This is a genomic window from Streptomyces sp. NPDC089915 (genome assembly GCF_040684675.1).
GTDB lineage: Bacteria > Actinomycetota > Actinomycetes > Streptomycetales > Streptomycetaceae > Streptomyces.
In genome coordinates, this window is sequence record NZ_JBFBGN010000024.1 from 32,522 (window position 1) to 48,671 (window position 16,150).

At 71.5% G+C, this 16,150-nt stretch carries 13 protein-coding genes and 1 pseudogene; 3 read left to right on the top strand and 11 right to left on the bottom strand.

Going from position 1 to position 16,150, the window contains the following annotated elements:
• The first annotated feature begins 89 nt into the window (after nucleotides 1–89).
• Nucleotides 90–1,055: a zinc metalloprotease gene (locus tag AB0O29_RS10635; protein WP_365149305.1), complete on the top strand. Its 966-nt coding sequence runs from the start codon at nucleotides 90–92 to the stop codon at nucleotides 1,053–1,055.
• Nucleotides 1,056–1,134: 79 nt separating this feature from the next.
• Here AB0O29_RS10635 and AB0O29_RS10640 read toward each other — a convergent pair whose 3' ends face one another.
• Nucleotides 1,135–1,713 (bottom strand): dienelactone hydrolase family protein, encoded by a 579-nt coding sequence (locus tag AB0O29_RS10640; protein ID WP_365149240.1) that lies wholly within the window; start codon nucleotides 1,711–1,713, stop codon nucleotides 1,135–1,137.
• Between the two features lie 65 nt (nucleotides 1,714–1,778).
• On the opposite strand from AB0O29_RS10640, the pseudogene AB0O29_RS10645 reads away from it, so the two are divergent.
• A pseudogene (locus AB0O29_RS10645) lies at nucleotides 1,779–2,813 on the top strand (mechanosensitive ion channel domain-containing protein); the annotation flags it as partial.
• Between the two features lie 16 nt (nucleotides 2,814–2,829).
• Here AB0O29_RS10645 and AB0O29_RS10650 read toward each other — a convergent pair.
• The 4 genes from AB0O29_RS10650 to AB0O29_RS10665 form a co-directional block, all read right to left on the bottom strand.
• Nucleotides 2,830–4,422 carry a Na+/H+ antiporter gene (locus tag AB0O29_RS10650; RefSeq protein WP_365149243.1) on the bottom strand — a complete coding sequence of 531 codons (1,593 nt, stop codon included), beginning with the start codon at nucleotides 4,420–4,422 and terminating at the stop codon, nucleotides 2,830–2,832.
• A gap of 113 nt (nucleotides 4,423–4,535) precedes the next feature.
• The gene (locus AB0O29_RS10655) at nucleotides 4,536–5,477 is read right to left on the bottom strand and encodes an RluA family pseudouridine synthase (RefSeq protein ID WP_365149246.1); all 942 of its coding nucleotides are present in this window, start codon (nucleotides 5,475–5,477) and stop codon (nucleotides 4,536–4,538) included.
• A gap of 53 nt (nucleotides 5,478–5,530) precedes the next feature.
• The gene (gene lspA, locus AB0O29_RS10660; RefSeq protein ID WP_365149249.1) at nucleotides 5,531–6,097 is read right to left on the bottom strand and encodes a signal peptidase II; all 567 of its coding nucleotides are present in this window, start codon (nucleotides 6,095–6,097) and stop codon (nucleotides 5,531–5,533) included.
• A 65-nt stretch (nucleotides 6,098–6,162) separates the two neighbouring features.
• Nucleotides 6,163–6,987: a TraR/DksA C4-type zinc finger protein gene (locus tag AB0O29_RS10665; RefSeq protein ID WP_365149252.1), complete on the bottom strand. Its 825-nt coding sequence runs from the start codon at nucleotides 6,985–6,987 to the stop codon at nucleotides 6,163–6,165.
• A 558-nt stretch (nucleotides 6,988–7,545) separates the two neighbouring features.
• Between AB0O29_RS10665 and ileS the strand changes: the two genes are divergently transcribed.
• A complete protein-coding gene (ileS, locus tag AB0O29_RS10670) occupies nucleotides 7,546–10,698 on the top strand; it encodes an isoleucine--tRNA ligase (RefSeq protein ID WP_365149255.1) in 3,153 nt (1,050 codons plus the stop codon).
• Between the two features lie 189 nt (nucleotides 10,699–10,887).
• Here ileS and AB0O29_RS10675 read toward each other — a convergent pair whose 3' ends face one another.
• From AB0O29_RS10675 to ftsZ, 6 genes are all read right to left on the bottom strand, one after another.
• The gene (locus AB0O29_RS10675; RefSeq protein ID WP_365149258.1) at nucleotides 10,888–12,105 is read right to left on the bottom strand and encodes a DivIVA domain-containing protein; all 1,218 of its coding nucleotides are present in this window, start codon (nucleotides 12,103–12,105) and stop codon (nucleotides 10,888–10,890) included.
• 82 nt (nucleotides 12,106–12,187) lie between these two features.
• Complete coding sequence (locus AB0O29_RS10680; protein ID WP_079426090.1) at nucleotides 12,188–12,484, bottom strand: YggT family protein; 297 nt, start codon at nucleotides 12,482–12,484, stop codon at nucleotides 12,188–12,190.
• A 60-nt stretch (nucleotides 12,485–12,544) separates the two neighbouring features.
• Entirely contained in the window at nucleotides 12,545–13,162 is a 618-nt protein-coding gene (gene sepF / locus AB0O29_RS10685; protein WP_045949551.1) for a cell division protein SepF, read from the bottom strand.
• Nucleotides 13,163–13,311: 149 nt separating this feature from the next.
• Nucleotides 13,312–14,031: a YggS family pyridoxal phosphate-dependent enzyme gene (locus AB0O29_RS10690; RefSeq protein ID WP_365149261.1), complete on the bottom strand. Its 720-nt coding sequence runs from the start codon at nucleotides 14,029–14,031 to the stop codon at nucleotides 13,312–13,314.
• Between the two features lie 3 nt (nucleotides 14,032–14,034).
• Nucleotides 14,035–14,766 carry a peptidoglycan editing factor PgeF gene (gene pgeF / locus AB0O29_RS10695; protein WP_365149264.1) on the bottom strand — a complete coding sequence of 244 codons (732 nt, stop codon included), beginning with the start codon at nucleotides 14,764–14,766 and terminating at the stop codon, nucleotides 14,035–14,037.
• A complete protein-coding gene (ftsZ, locus tag AB0O29_RS10700; RefSeq protein WP_007263607.1) occupies nucleotides 14,763–15,965 on the bottom strand; it encodes a cell division protein FtsZ in 1,203 nt (400 codons plus the stop codon). Before ftsZ ends, pgeF begins: the two co-directional genes overlap by 4 nt.
• Between the last annotated feature and the right edge of the window lie 185 nt (nucleotides 15,966–16,150).

The following is a 16,150-nucleotide window of genomic DNA, read 5'->3' on the forward strand; positions in this document are numbered from 1 at the left end:
TGAGGAAATACCTCACCCCCCACCACGCTTGCCGAGGAGTCACCGTGCGCGCTGCCGCCCGCATATCCCCCCTTCTCCGCCGCCGCCTCATGGGTACGGCCGTCCTGGCCTCCACCCTGGCCTTCGCCCCGCTGACCGCCCCCACCACGGTCGCCGCCGCCGCCCCCAAGACCGGCGCCGAGGCCTGTGCCCAGGAGGCCTCCGCCCCCGCCAACGCCCGCGTCGCCAAGCCCAAGGACAATCACGCGGCCGAGCCCAATGAGCTGTCCGAGTCCCAGACCAAGGCCATGGACGCGGACCTCACGAAGAAGCTCAGCCAGATGCAGCTGTCCCCGCAGCGCGTCTTCGGCGCGCGCGAGGGCGTCACCTCCCTGGCCGCCGTCACCACCATCCCGGTGTACGTCCACGTCATCACGAACGGCACCCAGGGCAAGCTGACCGCCACGGACATCAGCAACCAGATCAACGTGCTCAACGCCGCCTACAGCGGCAAGGGCAACGGCAACGTCGACTCCGGCTACCAGTTCTCGCTGGCCGGCACGGACTACACCGACAACGCCGCCTGGTACACCGTCTCCGACGGCACCCAGGCCGAGACGGACATGAAGAACGCCCTGCGCAAGGGCGGCAAGAACGCGCTCAACCTCTACACCGCCAACCTCGGCGGCGGCCTCCTCGGCTGGGCGACCTTCCCCAGCTCCTACGCCTCCGCCCCGAAGATGGACGGCGTGGTCATCCTCAACTCCTCGCTGCCCGGCGGCTCCGCCACCAACTACAACGAGGGCGACACCGCCACCCACGAGGTCGGCCACTGGATGGGCCTCTACCACACCTTCCAGGGCGGCTGCACGGGCAGCGGCGACTCGGTCTCCGACACCCCGGCCGAGAAGAGCGCGGCCTTCGAGTGCCCGACCGGCCGTGACTCCTGCACCAGCAAGCCGGGCGTGGACCCGATCCACAACTTCATGGACTACACCTACGACTCCTGCATGTACCAGTTCACCGCGGGCCAGGTGGCGCGCATGAAGAGCATGTGGACCGCCTACCGCGGCTGACCTCACACGGCTCCGCACACACGACACGGCAGGGCCCGGCGCACCGCGCGCCGGGCCCTGCCCGTCGTTCCGCGTCCCCCTACAGGCTGTCGAGGAAGGCCAGCGCGATCCGCCAGACCTCCGCGGCGGCGTCCGCGTCGTAGTCGTCCAGGTCCGGGTCCGTGAACAGGTGACCGGCACCCGGGTAGCTGTGGATCTCCACGTCCGCCCCGGCCCGCCGCATCCGCAGGTACCAGGCGGTCAGCCAGTCGTGCGTCTCGAAGGGGTCCGGGTCGGCCATGTGCAGCTGCACCGGCAGCTCGTCGGCCGACGCGCCGTCCTCCAGGTCCGCCGTGCCGTGCAGGAGCAGCAGCCCGCGCGCCTTGTCGTCGGCCAGCGCCAGGTGCTGGGCGACCGAGCCGCCGAAGTCGAAACCGGCGTAGACCAGGCCCTCGTCGGAGAACGGCGCGGAGGCCAGCACCGCACGCTTGAGCAGCTCGTCGCGGCCCACCTCCTCCAGGTGGGCCACGCCCTCCTCGAACGTCTCGAACGTACGGCCCTCGAAGAGGTCGGGCACCTGCACCCGGTGTCCGGCGGCGCGCAGCCGGTCGGCCGCCGCGTGCACCGCGGGCCGCAGCCCGTACGTCGAGTGGAAGAGCATGATGTTCATGCGTCCCATCGTGCCATTGGTTCGGAAAGGCAGGAGTCCGGCAGCGCCCCGCCGATAGGTTCTCCCGCATGGAGATGGAGAACGTCCTGCGTCCCGCCGTCGTCGTCTGTGCCGTCCTGATCCTCACCCTGCTCGCCGGCCGGCTCCTCGACCTGCTGCTGCGCCAGGCCGACGCCCGGCACACCGAGACCCCGCTGTGGGGGCTGCTGCGCCGCTGCAACCCGCCGTTCCGGCTGGTACTGGCCACGGCCGCGCTCCAGGCCGCGTACCGGCCCGCGCGCCTCCTCCCCGGCCACGCGGCCGCCGTGGGCCACGTCCTGACCCTGGTGCAGATCGCCGGGGCGGCCTGGCTGCTCGTCCGCATCGCCACCGCCGTCGTCGACTCCGCCTACGCCCGCTACGCCGCCTCCGCGCCGGACGACCCCCGGGTGCGGCGCGTGCGCACCCAGGTCACGCTGATCCAGCGGGCGCTCACCGCCGTGGCCGTCGTGGTCGCCGCCGCCGCGATGCTGCTGACCTTCCCCACGATGCGCACCGTCGGCGCCTCCGTGCTGGCCTCGGCCGGGGTCCTCGGCATCGTGGCCGGCATCGCCGCCCAGGCCACCCTCGGCAACCTCTTCGCCGGACTCCAGATCGCCTTCGGCGACACCGTCCGCATCGGGGACACCGTCGTCGTGGACAAGGAGTGGGGCAAGGTCGAGGAGATCACCCTGACCTTCCTGGTGGTCCGCACCTGGGACGAGCGCCGGATCACGATGCCCGTCTCGTACTTCACGAGCAAGCCGTACGAGAACTGGTCGCGCGGCGGCGCCCAGATGACCGGCACCGTCTTCCTCCACCTGGACCACTCGGCGCCCCTCGCCCTGATGCGGGACAAGCTCGCCGAACTCCTCAAGGAGACCCCCGAGTGGGACGGCCGCACGGGCGGCCTGGCCGTCACGGACACCACCCCGAACACCATCCTGGTCCGCGCGGTCGTCTCCGCGAAGGACGGCGACGACCTGTGGACGGTCCGCTGCGCGGTCCGCGAGCGCCTGATCACCTGGCTGGCGGCCGAGCACCCGTACGCCCTCCCCCGCGTCACCACGGCGGAGGCCCCGCCGAGGGACTGACCGGGGTGTCCGGTCACGCGCTGCGCAGGCTGCGCACGTCCAGGTGGCGCAGCACCCGGTCGACGATCTCCGGATCGGCCCCCGGCTCGCTGCGGGCCGACAGCACCTCGTGGCGGGCGGCGGACATCATCTCCCGCTGGATCCGCTGGACCTGGCGGATCCGCTCGACCCGCTTCGCGTACGCCTCCCGCCGCTCCTCGTCGACCAGGTCGGGGCTGATCCTCGCCCCCACGTCGTACGCGCGCCGGTACAGGACCTCGACCAGGTCCTCCGGGAGGTCCTCGACCTCCTCGATCTCCCGCAGCCGCCGCTTCGCCGCCTTCGCCGCGCGCAGGGCGAGCGCCCGCTCGGTGTCCCGTTCGACGTCCGTGTCGGCCTCCACCCCCAGCCGCCGCACCAGCCAGGGCAGGGTCAGCCCCTGGAACACCAGGGTCGCCATGATCACGGCGAAGGCGATGAAGACGATCTCGTCCCGGTCCGGGAAGGGGTCACCGGCCTCCGTCCTGAAGGGGATGGCCAGGGCGAGGGCCACGGAGGCCACCCCGCGCATCCCCGCCCACCACATGACCACGCTCTCCCGCCAGCTCAGCGGGATCTCCTCGTCGTAGTCGCGCCGGCCGTGCAGCCGCTTCGCCAGCCAGCCGGCCGGCAGCAGCCACGCCAGCCGTACGGCGACCACCACCGCGATCACGACCGCGGCCCAGCCCGCCATCTCCCACTCGCGGCCCTTCGCGACGCCGAAGACGTTGTGCAGCTCCAGCCCGATCAGCCCGAAGGCCACGCCCGTGACGAGGACGTCGATGACCTCCCAGAAGGTGTGCCCGGCCAGCCGGCCCAGCACGTCGTCGGCGTCGGTGGCGTACTCGGCGAGGAACAGGGCGGTGGTCAGCACGGCCAGCACCCCCGACCCCCGCAGCTCCTCGGCCACCACGTACGCGACGAACGGCACCAGCACCGTCAGCCCGATCTGGAGGGTGGCGTCGCCGAGCCGGCCCATCAGCCGGTTCGTGGCCCAGCCGAGCGCGAACCCGACGGCCACCGCCACGACGGCGGACAGCACGAACTCCCCGAGCGCGTCGGGCCAGGAGAAGCTGCCGCTCACGGCGGCGCCGACGGCCACGTGGTAGAGGACGATGGCGGTGACGTCGTTGAAGAGCCCCTCGCCCTCCAGGATCGACACCATGCGGCGCGGCAGCCCGAGCGACCCGGCCACGGCGGTCGCCGCGACGGGGTCGGGCGGGGCGACGAGCGCGCCGAGCGCGACGGCCGCCGCGAGGGGCAGCCCGGGGACGACGGCGTTCGCGACGGCCGCCACGGCGGCGGTGGTCACGAAGACCAGGGCCACGGCCAGCAGCAGGATCGGCCGGACGTTGGCCGCGAACTGCCGCCAGGAGGTGCGCTGCGCGGAGGCGTACAGCAGGGGCGGCAGCAGCAGCGGGAGGATGTACTCCGGCGGGATGTCCACGTTGGGCACGGCCGGCACCAGCGCCAGCGCGACCCCGCCGAGGGTCATCAGCACGGGCGCGGGCAGCCCGAGCCGGTCCCCGAGCGGAACGGTGACGACGGCTCCGAGCAGCAGCACGAAGAGGAGGGCGAGCTGATCCACTCGTACACCCTGCCGCACCGCTGCGCCCGCTCCGGGGATTGAGCCGCCGCCCGTTCCCGGGGGCTCCGCCCCGGACCCCGCGCCTCAAACGCCGGCGGGGCCGTCCACAGCCCCTACTGGCTTTCGGCGCGGATGACGTCCAGGGCGTGCTGGAGGTCGGCGGGGTAGCCGCTCTCGAACTCCACCCACTGCCCGTCGGCCGGGTGCTCGAAGCCCAGCCGCACCGCGTGCAGCCACTGACGGGTCAGACCGAGCCGCTTGGCCACCGTCGGGTCCGCCCCGTACGTCAGGTCGCCCACGCAGGGGTGGCGGTGCGCCGACATGTGCACGCGGATCTGGTGCGTGCGGCCCGTCTCCAGCTTGATGTCCAGCAGCGACGCCGCGCGGAAGGCCTCGATCAGGTCGTAGTGGGTGACCGACGCCTTGCCGTCCTGGGTCACCGCCCACTTGTAGTCCGCGCTGGGGTGCCGGCCGATCGGCGCGTCGATGGTGCCGCTCATCGGGTCCGGGTGCCCCTGCACCAGCGCGTGGTACCGCTTGTCCACGACCCGCTCGCGGAACTGGTTCTTCAGCGAGGTGTACGCCCGCTCCGACTTGGCCACGGCCATCAGGCCGGAGGTGCCGACGTCGAGGCGGTGCACGATGCCCTGCCGCTCGGAGGCGCCCGAGGTGGAGATCCGGTAGCCGGCCGCGGCGAGGCCGCCGATGACGGTGGTGCCGGTCCAGCCGGGGCTCGGGTGGGCGGCGACGCCCACCGGCTTCATGATGACCACGATGTCGTCGTCGTCGTGGACGATCTCCATGCCGGGCACCGGCTCGGCCACCAGCTCGATCGGCCGCGGCGGGGCGGGCATCTCGACCTCCAGCCAGGCGCCGCCGTGCACGCGCTCGGACTTGCCGACGACGCTGCCGTCGACCGAGACCTTCCCCTCCGCCGCCAGTTCGGCCGCCTTCGTCCGGGAAAAACCGAACATACGGGCGATGGCGGCGTCGACGCGCTCGCCTTCCAGGCCATCGGGAACGGGCAGGGTGCGGATCTCGGGAATCGTACTCACCCGTCGAGTATGCCGGACCCGGCGGAAGACCATTCCCGCGCGCGCCCCCGCGATCAGTCCTTGTGGACGGTGCCGTCCGGGTCCAGGCCCTTGAAGGACAGCAGGACGATCAGGATCCCGCCGCACACGATCGCCGAGTCGGCGAGGTTGAAGACGGCGAAGTGGGCGGGCGCGATGAAGTCGACCACGGCCCCCCGGAACACGCCCGGGGAGCGGAAGATCCGGTCGGTCAGGTTGCCCAGCGCGCCGCCCAGCAGCAGGCCCAGGGCGATCGCCCACGGCAGGCTGTACAGCTTGCGGGCCAGCCGGACGATCACCACGATCACGGTCGCCGCGATCACGGTGAAGATGATCGTGAAGGCCTCGCCGAAGCCGAAGGCCGCGCCGGGGTTGCGGATCGCGTCGAACTTCAGCAGGTCCCCGGCGATCTCGATCGGCGGCCGGTGCTCCAGCCGCGCCACGACCAGCATCTTGCTGCCGAGGTCGAGCAGGTACGCCAGCACCGCCACCACGAGCAGCGCGGCGATCCGCCTGCGCCCCCGGGGCGCCGCGGACTCCGACTGCGGCTCGGCGTCGTCCCCGACTTCCGGCGTACCGATGATGCGCTCCGCCTCTGCCACGTGAGTCCCTCGAACTAGCCCGATCCCGACGGACACGAGGGTACGTCAGTGTGCGTACGTCCTGGCTAGTGCCTTCGCTCCTGCCGCTGCTTGCAGTCCACGCACAGCGTGGCGCGCGGGAAGGCCTGCATCCTGGCCTTGCCGATGGGCTTGCCGCAGTTCTCGCAGAGCCCGTAGGTGCCCGCCTCCAGCCGTTCCAGCGCCCGCTCGGTCTGCTCCAGCATGGAGGTGGCGTTCGCGGCGAGGGCCAGCTCGGACTCCCGGGTGATGTTCTTGGTCCCGGTGTCGGCCTGGTCGTCGCCCGCGCCGTCGCCGGAGTCCCGCATCAGGCCGGAGATGGCCAGCTCGGAGGCCTCCAGCTCCACGCGCAGCCGCATCACCTCGGTGAGCAGCTCCGTACGGGCCTCCGCGACCTCCTCGGCCGTCCAGGGCTCCTCCCCGGGGCGTACGGCGAGCTCTCCCGGGGCCGTGGCCGCGAGCCCGCCGGCGGTGTCGCCGGCCGTCTTGCGGGCCGTACCCGCGGTCTTCTTGGCAACCACTTTCCGAGCTCCCGTCTTCCGCGCGGCCGGTGCCGCCCCCTCGCCCGCCACCCCGGTGACGGCCGCCTTCTCGGCCGGGGCCCCGGGGGCCGAGGCCTCGTCAACGGCCGCCTTCTTCACGGCCGCCTTCTTGGCCACCGCCTTCTTCGCCGCCGCCTTCTTGGCCACGGCCTTCTCGGCCACGGCCTTCTCGGCCGGCGCCTTCTCGGCCACGGCCTTCTTCGCGGCCGCCTTACCGGCCGGGGCCTTCTTCGCGGCAGTCTTCTTCGCGGCAGTCTTCTCGGCGACGGCCTGCTCGGCCGGCGCCCCCTCTGCCGGCGCCGTCCCGGCCGCCGTCTTCTTCGCCACCATGGGCGCGGCCCCTTTTCACCGGATGTGGCCTTTTTAGCCAAATCGTGCCGGAACGATAAATCGCCTCCGACCCCACGGCAACGGGGCACGCGTCCATCGAGGTCAACCTGCATCCGTTGTGCCCAGCGGGAGCCCCCGCGAATCCGCCCCACCCGCCCCAGCCGCTCCCCGTACGGCCCATCGGGCCGTACGGGTCACCCCGGCTCCCTCCCCCGGGCCCGCCGCGCCCCGCCGTAAACCGGTCTGCCGAGCCGCGCCCCGGCCCGTACACTGGGCGCAGCGAGAGGCATGGATGGGGACGAGTAGCGTCGGACGCAGCCAGGAGCGACCCGGGGACGGTGAGAGCCCGGGGGCGAGCGCGACGTGAAGGATCACCCCGGAGCCGCCGGAAGAAAGCCCGCACGGGATTCCCGTAGGGCCGGTAGAACCGGCTTCGCACCCCAATGAGGGGGCCGCCGGACCCGTCCGGAGGCCAAGGAGGGTGGTACCGCGGGAGCAGCAGACGCTCTCGTCCCTCCGGACGGAAGTGACACCCCGCCGGAGGAAGAGTTCAGCCTCATGACCACACCGCCGCAGTACCGCCCGGTACCCGCCCAGGTCGACCTGCCCGCCCTCGAACACGCCGTCCTCGACTTCTGGCGTGAGAGCAAGACCTTCGCCAAGACGCTGGAGCAGTCCGAGGGACGCCCCGAGTGGGTCTTCTACGAGGGCCCGCCCACCGCGAACGGCATGCCCGGCGCGCACCACATCGAGGCCCGCGTCTTCAAGGACGTCTTCCCCCGCTTCCGCACCATGCGCGGCTACCACGTGGCCCGCAAGGCCGGCTGGGACTGCCACGGCCTGCCGGTCGAGCTCGCCGTCGAGAAGGAGCTGGGCTTCAACGGCAAGCAGGACATCGAGGCGTACGGCATCGCCGAGTTCAACGCCAAGTGCCGCGAGTCCGTGACCCGCCACACCGACGCGTTCACCGAGCTCACGACCCGTATGGGCTACTGGGTCGACCTGGACGACGCGTACCGGACCATGGACCCCGAGTACGTGGAATCGGTCTGGTGGTCGCTGAAGGAGATCTTCAACAAGGGCCTGCTGGTCCAGGACCACCGCGTCGCCCCCTGGTGCCCCCGCTGCGGCACCGGCCTCTCGGACCACGAGCTGGCGCAGGGCTACGAGACGGTCGTCGACCCCTCCGTGTACGTCCGCTTCCCGCTGACCTCCGGCCCGCTCGCGGGCGAGGCGGCGCTGGTCGTGTGGACGACGACCCCCTGGACCCTGGTGTCCAACACCGCCGTGGCCGCGCACCCCGAGGTCACGTACGTCGTCGCCACCGACGGCGACGAGAAGCTGGTCGTGGCCGAGCCGCTGCTGGAGAAGGCGCTCGGCGAGGGCTGGCAGGCCACCGGCCAGAGCTTCACGGGCAAGGAGATGGAGCGCTGGACGTACGAGCGCCCCTTCGCCCTCGTCGAGTTCCCCGAGCCCGAGGCCGCGCACTACGTGGTCAACGCCGAGTACGTCACCACCGAGGACGGCACCGGTCTGGTCCACCAGGCCCCGGCCTTCGGCGCCGACGACCTCGCGGTCTGCCGCTCGTACGGCATGCCCGTCGTGAACCCGGTCCGCGCCGACGGCACCTTCGAGGAGGAGGTCCCGCTGGTCGGCGGCGTCTTCTTCAAGAAGGCCGACGAGAAGCTGACCGCCGACCTCGACGCGCGCGGCCTGCTCTTCAAGCACATCGCCTACGAGCACAGCTACCCGCACTGCTGGCGCTGCCACACGGCCCTGCTCTACTACGCGCAGCCGTCCTGGTACATCCGCACCACCGCCGTCAAGGACGCGATGCTGCGGGAGAACGAGAAGACCAACTGGTTCCCCGAGTCGGTCAAGCAGGGCCGCTTCGGCGACTGGCTGAACAACAACATCGACTGGGCGCTCTCCCGCAACCGCTACTGGGGCACCCCGCTGCCGATCTGGCGCTGCGAGGAGAACCACCTCACCTGCGTCGGCTCGCGCGCCGAGCTGAGCGAGCTGTCCGGGCAGGACCACTCCGCCCTGGACCCGCACCGCCCGTACATCGACGACGTGACCTTCACCTGCACGGCCGAGGGCTGCTCCCTCGAAGCCTTCCGCGTCCCGGAGGTCATCGACGCCTGGTACGACTCGGGCTCGATGCCGTTCGCGCAGTGGGGCTACCCGTACAAGAACAAGGAGATCTTCGAGAAGCGCTACCCGGCGCAGTTCATCTCGGAGGCGATCGACCAGACCCGCGGGTGGTTCTACACCCTGATGGCGGTCGGCACGCTGGTCTTCGACAAGTCCTCGTACGAGAACGTCGTCTGCCTGGGCCACATCCTCGCCGAGGACGGCCGCAAGATGTCCAAGCACCTGGGCAACATCCTCCAGCCGATCCCGCTCATGGACCAGCACGGCGCGGACGCGGTCCGCTGGTTCATGGCGGCCGGCGGTTCCCCGTGGGCGGCGCGGCGCGTGGGCCACGGCACCATCCAGGAGGTCGTCCGCAAGACGCTCCTCACCTACTGGAACACGGTCGCCTTCCAGGCCCTGTACGCCCGCACGTCCGAGTGGGCCCCCTCGGCGGCCGACCCGGCGCCGGCGGACCGCACGGTGCTGGACAAGTGGCTGCTGTCCGAGCTGAACACCCTCGTCTCCGACGTCACGGAGGCGATGGAGGCGTACGACACCCAGCGGGCCGGCAAGCTGCTGTCCGCGTTCGTCGACGACCTGTCCAACTGGTACGTCCGCCGCTCGCGCCGCCGGTTCTGGCAGGGCGACAAGGCCGCGCTGCGCACGCTGCACGAGGTCGTCGAGACGGTCACCCGGCTCATGGCCCCGCTGACCCCGTTCATCACGGAGCGGGTCTGGCAGGACATGATCGTCCCGGTCACCCCGGGGGCGCCGGAGTCGGTGCACCTGTCGACCTGGCCGGTGGCGGACGCCTCGGCGGTCGACCCGGTCCTCTCGCAGCAGATGCTGCTGGTCCGCCGCCTGGTGGAGCTGGGCCGGGCGACGCGCGCCGAGTCCGGCGTCAAGACCCGTCAGCCGCTGTCGCGCGCGCTGGTCGGCGCGGTCGGCTTCGACGCGCTGTCGCCGGAGCTCCAGGCGCAGATCACGGAGGAGCTGAACGTGTCCTCCCTGGCCTCCCTCTCCGAGGTGGGCGGCTCGCTGGTGGACACGACGGCGAAGGCCAACTTCCGTGCCCTGGGCAAGCGGTTCGGCAAGGGCGTCCAGGACGTGGCGAAGGCCGTGGCCGCGGCGGACGCGGCGGCCCTGTCCCTCGCGCTGCGCTCCGGCTCGGCGGTCGTGACGGTGAACGGCGAGGAGGTCGCCCTCACGCCGGAGGAGGTCATCATCACCGAGACCCCGCGCGAGGGCTGGTCGGTGGCCTCGGACTCCGGCGCGACCGTCGCGCTGGACCTGGAGATCACTCCGGAGCTGCGACTGGCGGGTCTGGCCCGTGACGCGATCCGGCTGATCCAGGAGGCCCGGAAGAACTCCGGCCTCGACGTGGCGGACCGGATCGCCCTGCGCTGGTCGTCCGCGTCGCCGGAGGTCGTCACGGCCCTCACGGACCACGCGGCCCTGATCGCGGACGAGGTCCTCGCGACGGACTTCGCCTCCGGCGAGGCCGACGCGTCGTACGGCACCCCGTTCGAGGACGAGCCCCTCGGCCTGACGTTCCGCCTCCGCAAGGCGTAACCCCCGGCCCCGACGAAGCGGCGCCCTCCCCGTGCGGGGGGGGCGCCGCTTTCGTGTTCCGCCTCGCTGCAATCAGCCCCGCCGGCGTTTGAGGCGCGGGGTGTGGGGCGGAGCCCCACGGAAACGGGCCGGGCCCGGTGCCCCCTCAGGGGTACCGGGCCCGGCCCGTGGTGACTGCCGACGGCTACGTCAGTTGTCGTCCTCGTCGATCAGGAAGCCCCGCATGGGCGACGGCGCCTGCTGCATCGGCTGCGGAGCGACGGGCCGCACCGGAGCCATCGGCTGCGTCATCGCCGGGGTCATCTGCTGCTGACCGCCGTAGGACGGAGCACCGCTCATCGGGGAGGGGCCGCCCATCGGGGAGGGCCCGCCCATCGGGGACGGTCCGCCCATGCCCATCGCACCGGCCGGAGCCATCGACGGGGACGGCGACGGCGGCAGGGCCGGGCCGGTCGGCGTGCGCGGCGGGGCGAGGGAGTCGTCGGCCTGGGTCTCCAGCTGGCGCAGCTGCGACTCCAGGTAGGACTTCAGACGCGTGCGGTACTCGCGCTCGAAGCCGCGCAGGTCCTCGACCTTGCGCTCCAGCGTGGCGCGGGCGGACTCCAGGGAGCCCATCGCGACGCGGTGCTTCTCCTGCGCGTCCCGCTCCAGCGCGTCGGCCTTGGCGCGGGCGTCCCGCTCCAGGCCCTCGGCGCGCGAACGGGCCTCGCCCACGATCTTGTTGGCCTCGGAACGGGCCTCCGCGATCGCCTGGTCGGCGGTCTGCTGCGCGAGCGACAGGACGCGGGCGGCGCTGTCGCCGCCGGGGCCCTGCTGCGGGAGCTGCGGCTGCTGCATGGGCTGCATCTGCTGGCCCATCGGCTGCATCTGCTGGCCCATGGGCTGCATCTGCTGCGGCATGGGCTGGCCGAGCTGGTTCTGGCCGCCCATCGACTGCTGCTGCATCTGCTGCTGCATGGGCGGCTGGCCCATCTGCTGCTGCGGGGCCATAGGGTGCTGGCCGCCCATGGACTGCTGCTGCATGGGGCCGCCCATCGGGCCCGGACCCTGCGGTCCGTGTCCGCCGGGGCCCGGAGGCAGCTGGGGCTGGCCGCCCGGCAGCTGCGGGGGACCCATCTGCGGCTGCTGCGGCTGCGGCGGGCCGGATATGGCCGCCGGCACGGGGGCGCCCGGGCCTCGCTGGTCCTGGGGCTCCGGCTTGCGCATGTTGGCCTGCTGCTGGCTCTGCGCGGCGGCGCGCGTCGCGGCGGCCAGCTTCGCGCGCAGGTCCTCGTTCTCGCGCAGCAGGCGCGTCAGCTCGCCCTCGACCTCGTCGAGGAAGGCATCGACCTCGTCCTCGTCATAGCCTTCTCGCAGGCGGACGGTCGTGAACTGCTTGTTCCGCACGTCCTCGGGAGTCAGCGGCATGTCTTCTTCACCTCTACGTAGTCGTCGGCAGTCGGCAGGACCGTATCGGGACTGTCCCCGCAGGCGCGGGGGAGCTCATCGTTCACACGCTTCTCGCAGCGGTGCTCACGAAGCTGATGAGGATGTAAACGATGATCATCAGAACGAAGAAGGACAGGTCGAGCGCCACGCCCCCGAGACGCAACGGCGGGATGAACCGCCGAAGGAGTTTGAGCGGTGGATCGGTGACAGTGTAGGTGGCCTCCAGAACGACCACCATCGCCTTGCCGGGTGTCCATGAACGTGCGAACTGGAACACGTAGTCCATGACCAGTCGGAAGATCAGCACGATGAGGAAGCACATCAGCGCGATGTAGACCACCTGCAGTGCGATGCCCATCCCGCGCTTCCCTCTCCCCTGCTCCCGCCCTGTTCCCGGTCCCGTATCTGACGGATCGGTCTAGCTTTGGTTGAAGAACCCGCCCTCCGCGATGCGGGCCTTGTCCTCCGCCGTGACATCGACGTTAGCAGGCGACAGCAGGAACACCTTCTGTGTCACGCGTTCAATACTGCCGTGCAGACCGAAGACGAGACCGGCCGCGAAGTCGACGAGACGCTTCGCATCGGTGTCGTCCATCTCCGTGAGATTCATGATCACCGGAGTGCCCTCACGGAAGTGTTCCCCGATGGTACGGGCCTCGTTGTAGGTCCGGGGGTGCAGCGTCGTGATGCGGTACGGCTCCCGCTCGGAGACGACCTTGGGCATGATCACGGGGGCGTTCTTCTCCAGGTTGGTGCGGTCAGGTGTGATGGATGCCACGGGGGCAATTCGCGCGGGACGTCCGTTTTCTGACGGAATTGGGAGGGGTTCGCGCGGAGCCGGCGGCTGCACTGCTCGTACCGGTTCGTCCGTTACGGGCGATTGGTGCACGGGCTGCTGCCGCCGCTCCCTCTCCCGGGGGCGCTCGGGCTCGGGCTCGGGCTCGAATTCGTCATCGGGGTCGTACCCCGGGTTGTCGTACCGGTCGTCCTCCACGAGGCCGAGGTAGACCGCCATCTTGCGCATCGCGCCGGCCATTCTCCGAGTCCTCCGCTCTGTGGTGGATCGCCCTGTCGCAGGTGTCGCTGTGTCACCAAAGTCACCAACTGCCCGCGATCCACGTGGCCTGTCCGCTCATCTGCGGAAATGACCATATTTTCTGCTGTGGTCCGACTTTCTTCGCGACGTTACCCGAGCCGGGGTCTCGCGCCGAGTACCGCAGTGCCGACGCGTACATGTGTCGCACCGGCCAGGACGGCCTGTTCCAGGTCGGCGCTCATTCCCGCCGACACCATCGTGGCAGCCGGATGGTCCGCGCGCAGGCCGGATGACAATTCCATCATCCGCTCGAAGGCCGCCTGTTCGCGCCCCGCGTAGAGCCCGGCGAGCGGGGCGACGGTCATGAGACCGTCGATCCGCAGTCCCGGCGCGCCGGCGACGAGGTCCGCCAACTCGGCCAGCTGCTCGGGCGCCGCACCGCCCCGGGCCCCGCGCTCGCCCGACTCGGCGTCGAGGGCGATCTGCACGAGGCAGCCGATCTCCCGGCCGTGCGCCACCGCGGCCGCCGAGAGGGCCGTGACGAGCCTCGCCCGGTCGACCGACTGCACCACCTGCGCGTATCCCGCCACCGAACGGACCTTGTTGGTCTGCAACTGGCCCACGAAGTGCCAGTTCAGCGACAGGTCCGCGCAGGCGGCCGCCTTGGGGGCCGCGTCCTGGTCGCGGTTTTCCGCAACATGACGGACTCCCAGGTCCGCCAGGAGGCGTACGTCGGTCGCCGGGTACGTCTTGGTGACCACGATGAGGGTCACCTCGTCCCGCTTCCGGCCCGCCGCCGCACAGGCGGACGCGATCCGCTCCTCCACCCGCGCGAGGTTCTCCGCGAGCTCGGACTTACGATCCGTCATGACTCAGTCCAACCAGACATATCCGGCAAGCCGCCCGGTCACCCGGTCGCGGCGGTACGAGAAGTGGTCCCGCGACTCCAGTGTGCAGACCGGGGAGCGGTGGCCGTGCGCCACCCCCGCCTCCGCGAGCTGGGCGTGCACCCCGGCGACCACGTCGACGGCCGGCGTCCCCCAGCTGGTCTCGGCCCACGCGGCCGGCACCACCCCGGCGACCGCCTCCCGCATCTCGGCCGGCACCTCGTAGCAGTGCCCGCAGACGGCGGGTCCGGTACGGGCGACGATCCGCGCGGGGTCGGCGCCGAGGGCCGTCATCGCCTCGACGGCGGCGGGCACCACCCCCGCGACCAGCCCGGGCCGCCCGGCGTGGGCGGCCCCGGCGACCCCGGCGACGGGGTCGGCCAGCAGGACGGGGGTGCAGTCGGCGGTGAGTACGGCGAGGGCGAGCCCCCGGCGGGCGGTCACCACGGCGTCCACCGAGGGGATGTCCGCGACGGAGCCCCAGGGCCCGTCGACCACGGCAACGTCCCGCCCGTGCACCTGGTTCATCCAGACCACGAGCTCCGGGTCGATGCCCAGTTCCTTCGCGGCGGCGGCCCGGTTCGCGCGAACGGCGGCCGGGTCGTCACCGACCGCGCCGCCGAGATTGAGCTCCTCGTACGGAACGGCGCTCACCCCGCCCCACCGGTCGGTGAAGGCGAAGTGGGCGCCGCTCTCGTGATGCTGCTCCAGCGTCACTTCAAGAAGTCCGGAACGTCCAGCTCTTCGGCCGGGCTGTCCTGGTAGGGCCGGGCCGTCGGGACCTGCGGCGGGGCCGGGGCGGTCTCGACCGGGATCTCGACCGGGGCCGGGGGCTCCTCGCGGGGGGTCACGGTGCCGAGTCCGCCGAAGGCCGGGCGGACCGGCTCGGGTGCGCGGACCGGCGCGGGGGCCGGCTCCTCGCGCTTGGTGGACGCGGCGCCGATGACGTTGTCCCGGCGGGCCGGGGGCTGGCCGCCGTCGAAGCCGGCCGCGATGACCGTGACGCGGACCTCGTCGCCGAGGGCGTCGTCGATGACGGCGCCGAAGATGATGTTCGCCTCGGGGTGCGCGGCCTCGCTCACCAGCTGCGCGGCCTCGTTGATCTCGAAGAGACCGAGGTCCGAGCCGCCGGAGATGGAGAGCAGCACGCCGCGGGCGCCGTCGATGGACGCCTCCAGCAGCGGCGAGGAGATCGCCATCTCGGCCGCGGCCACCGCGCGGTCGTCGCCGCGGGCGGAGCCGATGCCCATCAGGGCCGAGCCGGCCTCGGACATCACGGACTTGACGTCGGCGAAGTCGAGGTTGATCAGACCCGGGGTGGTGATGAGGTCGGTGATCCCCTGGACGCCGCTGAGCAGGACCTGGTCCGCCGACTTGAAGGCGTCGAGGACCGAGACCTGGCGGTCCGAGATGGACAGCAGGCGGTCGTTGGGGATGACGATGAGGGTGTCGACCTCTTCGCGGAGCTCGGCGATGCCGTCCTCCGCCTGGTTCGCGCGGCGCCGGCCCTCGAAGGTGAACGGCCGGGTGACCACACCGATCGTCAGGGCGCCGAGCGAGCGCGCGATGTTGGCGACGACGGGCGCGCCGCCCGTGCCGGTGCCGCCGCCCTCGCCGGCGGTGACGAAGACCATGTCGGCCCCCTTGAGGACCTCCTCGATCTCCTCGCGGTGGTCCTCTGCCGCCTTGCGGCCGACGGCCGGATTGGCTCCGGCGCCGAGGCCCCGGGTGAGTTCGCGGCCGACGTCGAGCTTGACGTCGGCGTCGCTCATCAACAGCGCCTGGGCGTCGGTGTTGATGGCGATGAACTCGACGCCCTTGAGACCGACCTCGATCATTCGGTTGATGGCATTGACACCACCGCCGCCGACACCGATGACCTTGATGACTGCGAGGTAGTTCTGCGGTGCTGCCACGTCGAAGGCCTCTCGCCTCGAGTTACGTGTCGCCGCCTCGCGGGCCTGCGGTGCGACGACTGATGCCGAAATGTGGGACGGTCCGCTACGCGCCGACCCGAACCCTAACCCTGAAGTTTAGGGTTAGGGGTGTGTCTGTTCCTTGGACTCTTCCGAACAGGACACTAAGTCGACAAGTAGCGCGT

Coding starts and splice junctions, on each gene's coding strand:
- AB0O29_RS10640 (WP_365149240.1), bottom strand. CDS start 1,713: ATGGGACGCATGAACATCATGCTCTTCCACTCGACGTACGGGCTGCGG.
- AB0O29_RS10690 (WP_365149261.1), bottom strand. CDS start 14,031: ATGACGGATCGTAAGTCCGAGCTCGCGGAGAACCTCGCGCGGGTGGAG.
- AB0O29_RS10675 (WP_365149258.1), bottom strand. CDS start 12,105: ATGCCGCTGACTCCCGAGGACGTGCGGAACAAGCAGTTCACGACCGTC.
- sepF (WP_045949551.1), bottom strand. CDS start 13,162: ATGGCCGGCGCGATGCGCAAGATGGCGGTCTACCTCGGCCTCGTGGAG.
- AB0O29_RS10665 (WP_365149252.1), bottom strand. CDS start 6,987: ATGGTGGCGAAGAAGACGGCGGCCGGGACGGCGCCGGCAGAGGGGGCG.
- ileS (WP_365149255.1), top strand. CDS start 7,546: ATGACCACACCGCCGCAGTACCGCCCGGTACCCGCCCAGGTCGACCTG.
- AB0O29_RS10635 (WP_365149305.1), top strand. CDS start 90: ATGGGTACGGCCGTCCTGGCCTCCACCCTGGCCTTCGCCCCGCTGACC.
- AB0O29_RS10680 (WP_079426090.1), bottom strand. CDS start 12,484: ATGGGCATCGCACTGCAGGTGGTCTACATCGCGCTGATGTGCTTCCTC.